Below are 11,763 nucleotides of genomic sequence, written 5' to 3'. Positions count from 1 at the left end.
AGCGGAAACGCATACCCGCTTCACGTGCGAGGCTCGATCGGCACGCACCGGAAAACTCACGAGAAAGCGATGACACATGACCTTCAACGAGGGCGCCCGAATGGACTCCGGCCGGGTGTCGGTCGCGGGCGGGGGCGGCGGTGGTCTCGGCGGCAAGTTCGTGATGGGCGGCGGCGCCGGCGGTCTGATCGTGCTGGTCCTCGCACTGCTCCTCGGCGGCGATCCCGGCTCGCTGCTCGGCGGCCTCAGCGGCACCACCGATTCCGCCGGCCAGAATTCCGGCGCCGGCCTCGCCGGATGCGAGACCGGCGCGGACGCCAACCGCGACGTGAACTGCCGGGTGGTGTTCACCGCAGGCAGTCTCGACTCCGTGTGGCAGCAGGAACTCGCGCCACAGACCGGCACGGCGTACGTGCCGCCGGAGGTCGTGCTGTTCTCCGGTTCGGTCAACACCGGCTGCGGCAACGCCACCAGCGAGGTCGGACCGTTCTACTGCCCGGCAGACTCGACCGCGTACTTCGACACGAGCTTCTTCCAGCTCCTCGTCGACCGCTTCGGGTCCAGCGGCGGACCGCTCGCACAGGAATACGTCGTGGCGCACGAGTTCGGCCATCACATCCAGAACCAGCTCGGCGACATCGGGCGGGCACAGGCCGACCCGCGTGGCGCCGACTCGGCCGCGGTCCGAACCGAGTTGCAGGCCGACTGCTACGCGGGCGTGTGGGCCCACTACGCCGACACCCTCCCCGGCCCCGATGGCGGACCGCCGTTCCTGAACACCCTCACCGACGACGACATCAAGGACGCACTTTCCGCCGCCTCGTCGGTCGGTGACGACCGCATCCAGGCGTCCGCGGGCGCTCGGGTGAATCCGGAGGGATGGACGCACGGCTCCTCGGAGCAGCGCCAGAAGTGGTTCGCCACCGGGTACCGGACGGGTCAGGTCCAGGCCTGCGACACCTATTCGGCACGCGATCTGAACAATCCGCCCGCGCTGCGCTGACAACTCGATCACCGACAATTATATTTGTCTTGACAGAATTTACTGTCGGCGCGAGAGTTGACGGATGTTGGACGTAGCAGTGATCGATCAAGCGGCCGTCGCCGAGATCTCCCTCGATCCGGTCCGGGCCCGCTTGCTCGCGGCGCTCGCCGAGCCCGGTTCGGCGAGTTCCATCGCGGCGACGGTCGGATTGACGCGACAGAAGGCCAACTATCACCTGCGGGCGCTCGAGGATCACGGCCTCGTCGAACTCGTCGAGGAACGCAGGAAGGGCAACGTCACCGAACGGATCTTCCAGGCCACCGCGGCGTCGTACGTCATCTCCCCCGCTGCGTTCGCCGCCCTCGCCCCCGATCCCGACCGGTCGCCGGACCAACTGTCGGCCCGCTGGCTGGTGGCACTGGCCGCGCGCCTGGTGCGTGAGGTCGGCGAGCTGATCGCCGGCGCCACGGTGGCGCGTCAGCCGCTGGCCACCTACGCGATCGACAGCGACATCCGGTTCGCGTCCGCGGCCGACCGGTCCGCCTTCGCCGACGAACTCGGCGAGTCCGTGAAGAACCTGGTGGCCCGATACCACGACGAGAACGCCCCGAACGGCCGCAGACACCGACTCGTCGTCGCACTGCACCCCAGCCTGAAAACACCGTCCGAGCAAGCGAAGTCACCCGGCAACCGTCACGAGGAGAGCTAGCCATGTCCGAGAACTTCGAGATTCGCCGCGAGGTCGTCCTGAACGCCACCCCGGAAGAGGTGTTCGCCGCCGTCACCAGCGGCACCGGCGGGTGGATGTTCCCCTCCGAACTCGATCCCGGCGTCGGCAGCGAGGGACCGGACGACCCGACCGTCGTCGCGTGGGAGCCGCCGCAGAAGTTCGCCGTGCGTCAGGAAGGTCCCGACGGCTGGTTCAACGCCCTCGAATACCTCATCGAGGCCCGCGACGGCGGAACCGCGGCGCTGCGCTACGTCCACAGCGGCATCTTCACCGACGACTGGGACGCGCAGTACGACGGCGCCGACAAGCACACCACGTTCTACCTTCACAGCCTCGGCCAGTACGTCCAGTACTTCGCAGGCCGCGCGGCCACCTACATCACGACCGGCGGCCCGGATACGTCCACCGGTCCCGGCGCAATGGCCACCCTCCGCGGCGCGCTCGGCCTGACCGACACCTCGACCACCGGCGACACCGTGTCCATCGACGTCCCCGGTTTCGGCACCGTCGACGGCGTCGTCGACTACCTGACGCCGCATTTCATCGGCATCCGGACCGCCGATGCGCTGTACCGGTTCTACGGCCGGAACGCGTTCGGCGGGACGGTCGACGCGGCGCACCACCTGTTCGCCGCGGGTGCCGACCAGGAGAAGTCGCAGGACGCGTGGAAGTCCTGGCTGGACAACGTGTTCGCCTGAACCCGCGCACCGACGCTCAGGACGCGGTGAACTCGCCCCGACCCGGAAAGTTCGGGGTGCTGGTGGTGATCTCGATGCCGACCCGGCCCGGCCCCGGATCGAAGTACACGGCTGTCGGCGCGCCCGGACCGTCCCACCCGCTCAACGCCCACTGCTTCGTTCCGGAGGCGCCGGTGTCGAGGTTGCGCCAGTGCAGGGTTCCGTCGACCAGGCAGACCCGGGAGGTGCCCACGAAGTACGTCTTCAACAGCACGTAGTTCGGCCCGTGCGGCTCCGGGTAGTCGGACGACGCCTGGGCGTCGATCCGCCCTCCGCACACGCTGATGTCGCCAGGGCTCAGACCGTGCCCGATCGTGTAGGTGGGGGTCAGCGTCGCCGTATCCGCCGCGGCGGCGGCCGGTGCACCGAGCAGTGCGGCCGCGGCGAGCGAACCCACCACCGCCGATCGGACAACCAGATTTCCCACAGGCATGGCGCTCCTCGGTCGTTGTGCGTCGGGCGAACCCCTCTCCCCTTGTCTCCGGGAATGCGGGGAGCGTTACTCGTCCGCTGGGCTAGCGTCGCCGCAGGAACATCGGTTGACTTCGAGGAGTTTCCATGTCGTTCACGGACGAAGAGATCGCCTACCTGCGGTCGCAGCCGATCGCCCGCGTCGCCACCGTGGGCGCAGACGGGCAACCCGACGTGGTTCCCCTCGCGTTCGAGTTCGACGGAACGGACTTCTGGGTGGGAGGTTCCGGACCGTCCGTCACCGGTACCCGCAAGTTCCGGAACATCCGGGCCGGGAACGACAAGGTGTCGTTGGTCGTCGACGACCTGGTGTCGTTCGAGCCGTTCGTCGCGCGATCCATCCGGGTCTACGGCACGGCCGATCAGCCGGTGGAGCGGGACGGAATGGTCGGTCCCGGTCTCTACGTGCGCATCGCACCGACCATCTCGTGGAGCTGGAACATGGCGGGAGAACCTGCCGGCGCAGAATGGTACGAGCCGAGGCGGACCGTTCACGTCAGAACAGAGTGAGCGCCGGTCCGGGACGACCGACACCGACCAGTTCACCGCGATCGGACTCGACGGCCTCGGTGCGCCCGGCCTCCCGATGGTTCGCCCCGCCGCCCAGACCGTACCGGTCGACGAGTGGGTCGACTCGCTGCTTCAGCCACGACTTGTATTCGGGCGGGACGTAGGCCGCCCGCCCGTACAACTGCCGGTACTGACGGACGAGCGCGGGATGCTCCGTCGACAGCCAGTTCATGAACCAGCCTTTGGTGCTGCCCCGCAGGTGCATCGGGAAGACGGTCACACCCGAGGCGCCGGCGTCGGCGATCGATTCGAGTAGACCGTCCAGATGCCGTACCGAATCGGTCAGGAAGGGAATGACGGGGGCCACCATCACATTGCAGGGCAGTCCGGCGTCGGTGATCGCCCGGATCAGATCGAGGCGCGCCTTCGGCGAGGGCGTGCCCGGCTCGATCGACTTCTGGAGGTCGGGATCGTGGATCGCCAGCGACACGCCGATGCTCACCGGCACTTGCTGGGCTGCGAGCGTCAGCAGCGGGAGGTCGCGCCGCAGCAACGTCCCCTTGGTGAGTATCGAGAACGGAGTGGCGGATTCGGCCAGCGCCCGAATGATGCCGGGCATCAGACGGTACCGGCCCTCCGCTCGCTGATAGGGATCGGTGTTGGTGCCGAGAGCGACGTGTTCCCGCTTCCAAGACCTACGCCCCAGTTCCTTGCGCAGCACCGCCGCGACGTTGGTCTTCACGACGATCTGACTGTCGAAATCGCGGCCCGCGTCGAGGTCGAGGTATTCGTGGGTGGGCCGTGCGAAGCAGTAGCGACACGAGTGTGAGCATCCGCGAAAAGCGTTGACAGTGAAGCGGAAAGGCAGTTGCGACTCCTCGGGCATCTTGTTCAGCGCGCTCTTGCAGAGCACCTCGTGGAAGGTGATGCCGTCGAACTCGGGCGTCTGCACGCTGCGCACGAGCCCGGCGCGCTCCAGCCCCGGCAATGCACCGTCGTCGGCGTCGACCGCTTGCCCATCCCACCTCATGGGTACATGCGAACATTTGTTCTAACCGGTGTCAAGACTTCGACCCGCGAGGAGACCGGACCGTCGAGTACGACCGCGCTGGTGAGCGCCGGATCGGCGCTTGCGACAATGTGGCTCATGTCGAACAGAAACAACGTCTCGTCCGGTTCCGAGTGGGAAGCCAAGATCGGCTATTCCCGTGCCGTGCGGATCGGTCAGCTCGTGTCCGTGTCAGGCACCACAGCCTCAGGCCCCGACGGTCCCGTCGGTGGAGACGATCTCGGAGAACAGACCCGGGAGGCACTGCGCCGAATCGAGGCAGCACTCACCGAGGCCGGCGCGAGCACGACCGATGTCATCCGCACCCGCATGTACCTCACCGACATGAGCCGGTGGGAAGAGGCCGGCATCGCTCACGGCGAGGTCTTCGGCGAAATCCGTCCCGCCACTACGATCCTGGAGGTCAGCGCGTTGATCGCCCCCGGCCTGCTCATCGAGATCGAGGCCGACGCCGTCATCCGCGACTGACCCACTCGGAGGCGGCCCCTCACCCAGCGCTCACGCCGCACGCAACAGCGTGATCAGCACCGTCTCGACTTCCGACCGGGCCGCACGGTAGCGGGTCCGGGGTCGAGGAGGTGGGGCCGCCCGGGGCTTCGCACCAGGCGGCCCCCGATGCTTTCGAGGAACACCGGCTTCCCCAAGGAAGTAACACCGAGGGCCGAGCACGGGCCACCATCAGCGAGTGCGGGTTTCGGGCAGTGCAGATCCCGTATCTCCCGAACGCGACGACTGGTGTGTGAGGTAGTCGCAAGGTGCGGTCTTCCGTCGCCGTGGCACGTGGGTCAGCTCAGGCCCATCCACTGCCGTTGCAGCTCGATCAGCGCGTGCCGCGCCATTCGTCCAGAAATGGGCACGTACCAACCCGGCCGCATCACCGCTCGCGAAATGAGCGCGCATCTGTGGTGGCCCGAGGATCACGCATGGTGCGTGGCGATCGCCATCGACCTCATGACGACCTACCTCTGTGCGTCAGCGCACTGCGTCGAGGCCGCACTCTCCGCCCCTGAACTTGAAGCACTCCCGGCCCACCCCCGATCAGAAGACAACGTGAGACAGCGACACCGTCGACCCGGTGCGCGGAAGCCCATCATCGGGAGTCTGACCTATGTCGTGGTCGCACCGGTCCACCCGCATGTGGATCGACGACTGTCTGGGCGCGTCGTCGACAGACACCGGTAAGGAATGTGCAGTCGGTGTGCGGACTTTCGGTCGCCACGCAACGAGGTGTCAGCACGATGGATCCCGGCCCCGGTGCACCGGCTGACCGTCCTCGGTTCTGCGTCAACCCACCCGGTTGGGGCCCAGCATCCAGGTGTTGACGGCGCCGTCCCGTTGGTCACCTCGTCGACACCGCCACTCATCGGCGGTGTCGGCCCCCGACCTCCCCGGGACGAGTCATTTCCGCCGAGTCGACCAGCACGGCGATCGCCGAGCGACTCGTCGTATCGAACGGCGTCGGTGAACTGCGACGCGTGGCGCATCGTGGCCGATGCTGAATCTCGTCGTACCACGCGCCTAGGTATGACTAGGTGAATGTCGGTGTTCTCCGATCGTCTCGCCGACGACTCTGGAGAGAGAACCCGCCGCGCCGGCGGTGATGCGTGGCCGCCCATGCCGCCTGGACCGCGTACGCAGCGAAAGGACTCTCCATGCCCACTGACACCGCTGCTGCAGACGGACGGGACTTTTCGGACAACGCGCGGGCACCGCAACTGTCCGCCGCGGCAACACTCCTGGCCGAGCAATATGGTTGCAGCCGGGATGCCGCCTTTGATGCTCTCCTCGACATTGCCCGCCGCAACCACGCCAGCGTGGCCAACGCGGCCGAGCACGTCCTGTCCAGGCCATCGGCCGTTGACGGCCGGAGAGAGCAGCAGGAACCTCGCATTGCCGTCCCTCCGCAACGTGCGGCGCCCACGACGCCGGCGGTGTTCGAATGAACATGATGCCGCATCCGCCGCCCCTCAACGATTCCCCCACGCGCAGGGACAATGTCACACGCGATTCCGGTGACTGGCAGGCGCGTGCCGCGTGCCGTGGTAACGATCTGGCAGTGTTCTTCTCACCCGACGCTGAACGCGGCCACGCCCGCAACCGGCGCGAAGCACAGGCCCGGCAGATTTGCCTGCCCTGCCCCGTGCTCGAACAGTGCCGCGATCACGCGCTCGCGGTGGGTGAACCCTATGGTGTGTGGGGTGGCATGACGGAAACGGACCGACGAAGGCACACCAAGCGACTCCACCGCGGTGAGCGCCGATCACTCGGCTCCCAGCACCCCACCCGTGACCGACCGTCCCGCGAATACGACGCTCGGCATTGACTCTTCGGCCGTAGACCGTTCGTAGACCTGTGGGGCGTCGCGGACGGCGATCTGCTGTCCGTCTCCGGCGCGGACTACTCGACCTCCGGGTCGTTCGGACCCTACCGATTCCTGCTCGTCGATCCGGACACCGCCGGCACGCTGTACGTCACCGACTACGCCGACGGCGCCGTGTATGCCGTCAGCTGCGCACCGGGCGGCGCACCCGCCGCTGTGCTCACCGGACCGGCTACCGCCGAGGGGCCAGTGCGTCCATCCTCGATCTCCTCCGTCTGTTCTGGCACCCACCCCAACGGATCGAGGAGTCACCATGACCAACCCCAACGAGTTCGAAAACCCGTCGACGGATCGGACGGACGCAACCCCTCAGGCTGCGGCGCCCACGTGTTGCAGCACCGAACGACAAGCCACCTGCTGCGATCACAGTGAGAAGTCGACGTGCTGCGGTCCGGCGGCGACGGCGGGCGGCGGATGCGGCTGCCAGTAACCGTCAATTCGGCAACAACGGCGGTGCGGTGCGAGCGAAGATGGGCTCGCACCGCACCGCCGTTTGCACGTGATGGCGGTGCGATCGCTGTCAGCAGAGCCGGTGCTCCGGTCTACCGGCCATCCGTGGGTGTGGCTCCGCAGGCGCAGGATCCGCTGCGAGGCTGGTAGTCGTGCACGTGACCGGTCCGGTCCTGGCTGATCTGACAGCAGGCGTGCAATTGGGACTGGAGGGCAGCGCGGCCGCGTTGGACCCGGGACTTCATCCCGGACACCGAGATCCCGGCCTCCCCGGCGGCCGCGGCGTGGGTTCGGGCGTCGAGGTCGACCATCTTCACCGCCGCGGCCTGCTCGGCGGGCAGCCCCGAGAGCATCGGCACCAGGCACGAGGCGAGTTCCTTCTCCGCTGCCTCGTCGGGATCCGGTTCGCCGTCGGGTGGGTTGTCGGGGACGGCGTCGACGGCCAGCTCGCGCCGATGGGGCGCCGAGCGGTAGTAGTCGGTGATCGCGTTGCGGGTGATGGCATACATCCAGCCCAGGATCCGGTCCTGCTCGCGCAGATTGTCCAGGCTCTTGGCCATCCGCAGGAACACGATCGACAGAATGTCGTCGGCGTCCTCGGGACGCGAGACCCGGCGGGCGATGAAGGCCCGCAGGTCGCTCGAGAAGCTGCGCCAGAGCTGGTCGAGATCCGCTGGTGCCGGCTGTGGTGTCGTCGCGGTGGTGGCGGCCGTGTCCTCGCTCATGATCCTGTGGTTCCTCTCCGTTTTATAGGATCCTCGCCCCGAGACGCGGTGGCGACCCCTCGGGTCAGGGTCCTCCCAGAGGTACGGACGACAGTGACCGCGATCGGACGCAGTGCGTCCGAATCCGAAGTTCCTCGTCTGTATGGGTGTCGATGTTGATTCCGGGTTCTCCGGTTCGACGTATCAGTAGAAGCGCGGTGAGGAGGTGAGAGCGATGCTGACCACACATCTTTTTTCGGGTCTGACCAGCGAAGAGGTCGACCTGGTCGTGGCGGAGGAACTGCATCTGCTCGACGCCGCCGCATGAGCGCCGTCGACGCCCGCACCGGGCGTATCCGCTGACCACAGCGCTCCCAGCCTCTACCCCTCTCCACCGGGGTAGGGGCGAGAAGAGTGCCCGCCTCCGGACCAGGAGGGCACACACCAAACCCGCCCCGCCCCTCCCGTTGCGGGATGGGCAGGGCGGGTTCGTCGTTCAGCGGGGCGTGCGGACCGAAGCAGGCGGATGAGAACGGGGACGGCGGTGACCACCGCCCACAACCCGATCGCCGCGACCAGGGCTGCGGCGGTGTCGCCGGCGGTCGCGGTGCCGAGGACATGTCCGCGCAGGGCGTCGGTGGCGTGCGCAACCGGATTCACCGTGGCCATGGCCTGCATCCAGCCGGGCATGGTCTCGATCGGCGCGAACGCACTCGAGACGAACATCAGCGGCATCATCACCATCATCCCGGCGAACTGGACCACGTCCGGCCGGCGGAGCCGGTCCCCGATCAGCCCGAACAGGGCGCTCATCGCCCCGCCAGCACCACCAGCACGATAACCGCGGCGACGGCATCACCTGCGGTGCCGTAGAACTCGAAACCCAAAGCGACGGCGGCGATCCCGAGCAACACAGCCCGGGCAAGGGTGAACACGGCCTCGTTGATGGTGCGAGCCACCCCCGGCAGCGCCGCTCGCATCGGCAGGGCCGCGAAGCGGTCGTGCACGCCGTTGGTGTGATCGATCGCGGCGGACACTCCGGCGTTGGTGCCGGCCATCACCGTGGAGACGGCGAGCATCGCCGGAGTGAGGAAGACGATGTAGCTGACCCCGGCAGGAAAGCCCGGTCCTGCGGCGACGCTGCGGAACACCTGACTGAACAGCACCAGCATCGCCATCGGCATGGTCAGCGAGAACATCAGCAGCTGCGGGACACGGGCGCTGGTGCGCAGGTTCCGGACGGTCAGGGCGGCGAGCTGATTCCCGATCGGAAACCGCTCGATCGAGGTGGCGGTGGTGGTCATCGGTGGGCTCCTGTGTGGGCGAGGTGGGTGAAGACGTCGTCGAGGCTCGGTGAGGTGACGTCCAGGTCGGTGACCTCGATGCCGCCGCGGTGCAGGTGAGCGACCAGTTCGGTCGCGGCGGGGGCGTCGTCGACGGTGACCGACACCTTCACCCGGCCGTCGTCGACCCGGTGGTCGGTGTCCGGGATGAACGGCAGCGCGGCGAGGTGACCTGCGGGGACGGTCGCGCTGAGAACCTTGCCGCCGACGATCCGTTTCAGCTCGGTCGGGGTGCCGCGGGCGGCGACCCTACCCCGGCTGAGGACCACGATGTGGTCGGCAAGCCGGTCGGCTTCCTCGAGGTACTGGGTGGTGAGCACGACCGTGGTGCCCGCGGTGTTGAGTTCGTCGACGACGTTCCACAGCCCGGCGCGGGCGATCGGGTCCAGCCCGGTGGTCGGCTCGTCCAGGAACAACACCGACGGGGATCCGACGAGGCTGGCGGCCAGATCGATCCGGCGGCGCGAGCCCCCGGAGAGTTCCCCGACCCGCCGGGCCGCGTACTCGTCCAGACCGAGCCGGTCGATCAGCGCGTCGGCCCGCGCTCGGGCGGTGCGCCGCAGCCCGGTCAGGCGACCGATCAGCTCCAGGTTCTCTCGGGCGGTGAGGAATTCGTCGAGTCCGGCGTATTGGCCGGTCACCCCGATCCGGCGCCGGACCTCGGTAGCGTCGGCGACAACGTCCAGGCCCTCGATCTGCACGCGGCCGACGGTGGGCGCACCAGGGTGGTGAGGGTGCGGATCAGGGTGGTTTTGCCGGCACCGTTATGGCCGAGCACCCCGAGCGTGGTCCCGGCGGCGGCCACCAGGTCGACGCCGTCGAGAGCCCACGTTGTGCCGTAGGCGACGTGCACATCTTCGACCACGACGGCCGGGGCGCTCATCGCACACCCCTGAACCGGTAAGGGGCGGGGCGGGTAATCGGGTGGGTGGTCATCGGAAGTTCCTCTCGGAAGGTGTGCTCCCACCCGGTGGTGAGTGAGAGTCCGCTTCTTCAGACGAACCAACTTCGAGTTGGACGCACCTGCCACAGAACTAGGCGCCGGTATTGCGGGATGCCGGGTGAGCGGCCAGAGAGGGGACGGAGCCCCGTTCGATCAGCCGCGGCACCGGGCGCGGTCAGGCAGGCACCCCGGCGCCACCGCAGACGCCGGTCTCGGGCAACGTGAGTTCGACGCGGGCGGCGGCGTCGTGGTCGCCGGCCAGGGCGGCGGCGATGCTACGGACCTGCTCGTACCCGGTCATCGCCAGGAAGGTCGGGGCGCGGCCGTAGCTTTTCATCCCGACCAGGAACACATTCGGCTCCGGATGGGACAGTTCGGCGACCCCGTGCGGGTAGACGGTGCCGCAGGAGTGCACGTTCGGGTCGATCAGCGGCGCCAACTCGACCGGGGCCTGCAGCACCGGATCCAGGCCGAGGCGGATTTCCGAGAGCCAGGACAGGTCGGGCGGAATCCGGTGAGCACCACCACCGATCGACGTCCTCGATGCGGGCGCCGGTGTCGGAGATCAACGCCACCCGGCCGCTGTCGCCGTCGGCTTCGATGGTGGCGGTGCGGAATCCGGGAACCACCGTCAGCAGTCCTTCGTCCGACCGCCCGCTTGGCGCGTAGGCCGAGGGCGCCGCGGGCGGGCAGCTCGTCGTCCGCGCCGCCGCCGAAGGTGGAGCCGACGTCGCCGCGGCGCAGCACCCAGCTGATCCGGGTGCCCGGGGCCTGCTGCTCCAGATCGGCCAGCGCCACGATCGCGGTCAGCGCGGAGTGGCCGCTGCCGGCGATCACGATGTGCTTGCCCGCGTACCGGTCCCGCACGTCGGGGTCGTCGACGTCCGGGACCCGGTACTCGATGGCCTCGGTGGCGGCGCGCTCGCCGAGCGCGGGCAGGCCTTCACCACCGAGCGGATTGGGGGTGCCCCATGTGCCGGAAGCGTCGATGACAGCCTGCGCGAGGACGCGGTCCTCGGTGCCGTCGGCGCGGCGGTGCACGACAGCGGTTCGGCGTCGCGGCCGGCGTCGACGACCCGGTCGCGGCCGCGGCGGGCCACCCCGACCACCTCGGTGCCCAGCTGCACGATGTCACCGAGGGCGGCGGCCAGCGGCCGCAGATAGTGCGCGGTCCAGTCCTGGCCGGTCGGGTATGCGTCGTCGTCCGGGGCGGTCCAGTCGGCGGTGTCGAGCAGGCGGCGGGCGGCCGGGTCGATCAGCTCAGCCCAACTGGAGAACAGCCGCACGTGGTTCCACTCCGCGATCGCCGCACCGGCCGCGAGACCGCGTTCGAAGACCAGCGCCGTCAGGCCGCGCTCACACAGCTGCGCCGCGGCGAGGCCGATCGGTCCGCCGCCGACGACGACTACGGGCAAGGTGCTCATCTCGATCATCCTTCCAT

At 68.4% G+C, this 11,763-nt stretch carries 10 protein-coding genes and 3 pseudogenes; 7 read left to right on the top strand and 6 right to left on the bottom strand.

From position 1 onward, the window contains the following. The first annotated feature begins 76 nt into the window (after positions 1–76). The 3 genes from FND50_RS17740 (at position 77) to FND50_RS17730 (ending at position 2,413) form a co-directional block, all read left to right on the top strand. A complete protein-coding gene (locus FND50_RS17740) occupies positions 77–1,003 on the top strand; it encodes a neutral zinc metallopeptidase (RefSeq protein WP_144286533.1) in 927 nt (308 codons plus the stop codon). A 64-nt stretch (positions 1,004–1,067) separates the two neighbouring features. Then, complete coding sequence (locus tag FND50_RS17735; protein ID WP_144286532.1) at positions 1,068–1,694, top strand: helix-turn-helix domain-containing protein; 627 nt, start codon at positions 1,068–1,070, stop codon at positions 1,692–1,694. 2 nt (positions 1,695–1,696) lie between these two features. Beyond that, positions 1,697–2,413, top strand: coding sequence for an SRPBCC domain-containing protein (locus FND50_RS17730; RefSeq protein WP_144286531.1), 717 nt, complete (start codon positions 1,697–1,699; stop codon positions 2,411–2,413). Between the two features lie 16 nt (positions 2,414–2,429). On the opposite strand, the gene FND50_RS17725 is transcribed toward FND50_RS17730, so the two are convergent. Further along, complete coding sequence (locus FND50_RS17725) at positions 2,430–2,885, bottom strand: hypothetical protein (RefSeq protein WP_144286530.1); 456 nt, start codon at positions 2,883–2,885, stop codon at positions 2,430–2,432. Between the two features lie 125 nt (positions 2,886–3,010). Between FND50_RS17725 and FND50_RS17720 the strand changes: the two genes are divergently transcribed. Beyond that, positions 3,011–3,433, top strand: a complete 423-nt coding sequence (locus FND50_RS17720; RefSeq protein ID WP_005574251.1) for a PPOX class F420-dependent oxidoreductase — start codon at positions 3,011–3,013, stop codon at positions 3,431–3,433. Here the strand turns inward: FND50_RS17720 and FND50_RS17715 are convergent. Beyond that, positions 3,420–4,463: an Rv2578c family radical SAM protein gene (locus FND50_RS17715; protein WP_007295911.1), complete on the bottom strand. Its 1,044-nt coding sequence runs from the start codon at positions 4,461–4,463 to the stop codon at positions 3,420–3,422. The two genes, FND50_RS17720 and FND50_RS17715, sit on opposite strands and share 14 nt — an antisense overlap. Positions 4,464–4,571: 108 nt before the next feature. Here FND50_RS17715 and FND50_RS17710 point away from each other — a divergent pair, with 108 nt between their 5' ends. From FND50_RS17710 to FND50_RS17700, 3 genes are all read left to right on the top strand, one after another. Further along, on the top strand, positions 4,572–4,970 hold the full coding sequence (locus tag FND50_RS17710) for a RidA family protein (protein WP_144289095.1): 399 nt from the start codon (positions 4,572–4,574) through the stop codon (positions 4,968–4,970). Between the two features lie 1,184 nt (positions 4,971–6,154). Further along, entirely contained in the window at positions 6,155–6,445 is a 291-nt protein-coding gene (locus FND50_RS17705; RefSeq protein WP_144286529.1) for an ANTAR domain-containing protein, read from the top strand. A gap of 5 nt (positions 6,446–6,450) precedes the next feature. Continuing rightward, positions 6,451–6,825, top strand: a complete 375-nt coding sequence (locus FND50_RS17700; protein WP_144289094.1) for a WhiB family transcriptional regulator — start codon at positions 6,451–6,453, stop codon at positions 6,823–6,825. Between the two features lie 599 nt (positions 6,826–7,424). Here the strand turns inward: FND50_RS17700 and FND50_RS17695 are convergent. The 4 genes and pseudogenes from FND50_RS17695 to FND50_RS17680 all read right to left on the bottom strand — a co-directional run bounded on the left by FND50_RS17695 (position 7,425) and on the right by FND50_RS17680 (position 11,746). Then, on the bottom strand, positions 7,425–8,057 hold the full coding sequence (locus tag FND50_RS17695; protein WP_144286528.1) for a sigma-70 family RNA polymerase sigma factor: 633 nt from the start codon (positions 8,055–8,057) through the stop codon (positions 7,425–7,427). 483 nt (positions 8,058–8,540) lie between these two features. After that, positions 8,541–9,340 (bottom strand): annotated as a pseudogene (locus tag FND50_RS37590) (ABC transporter permease); the annotation flags it as partial. Next, positions 9,337–10,262, bottom strand: a pseudogene (locus FND50_RS17685) (ATP-binding cassette domain-containing protein). The pseudogenes FND50_RS37590 and FND50_RS17685, both read right to left, overlap by 4 nt. Positions 10,263–10,497: 235 nt before the next feature. Continuing rightward, positions 10,498–11,746: pseudogene (locus FND50_RS17680) on the bottom strand (NAD(P)-binding domain-containing protein). Between the last annotated feature and the right edge of the window lie 17 nt (positions 11,747–11,763).

The sequence above is a fragment of the Rhodococcus sp. WB9 genome, from assembly GCF_007558985.1.
Lineage (GTDB): Bacteria > Actinomycetota > Actinomycetes > Mycobacteriales > Mycobacteriaceae > Rhodococcus_F > Rhodococcus_F opacus.
The sequence above is the reverse complement of the archived record's forward strand: the minus strand, read 5'-3'. Positions and strand labels throughout refer to the sequence as shown.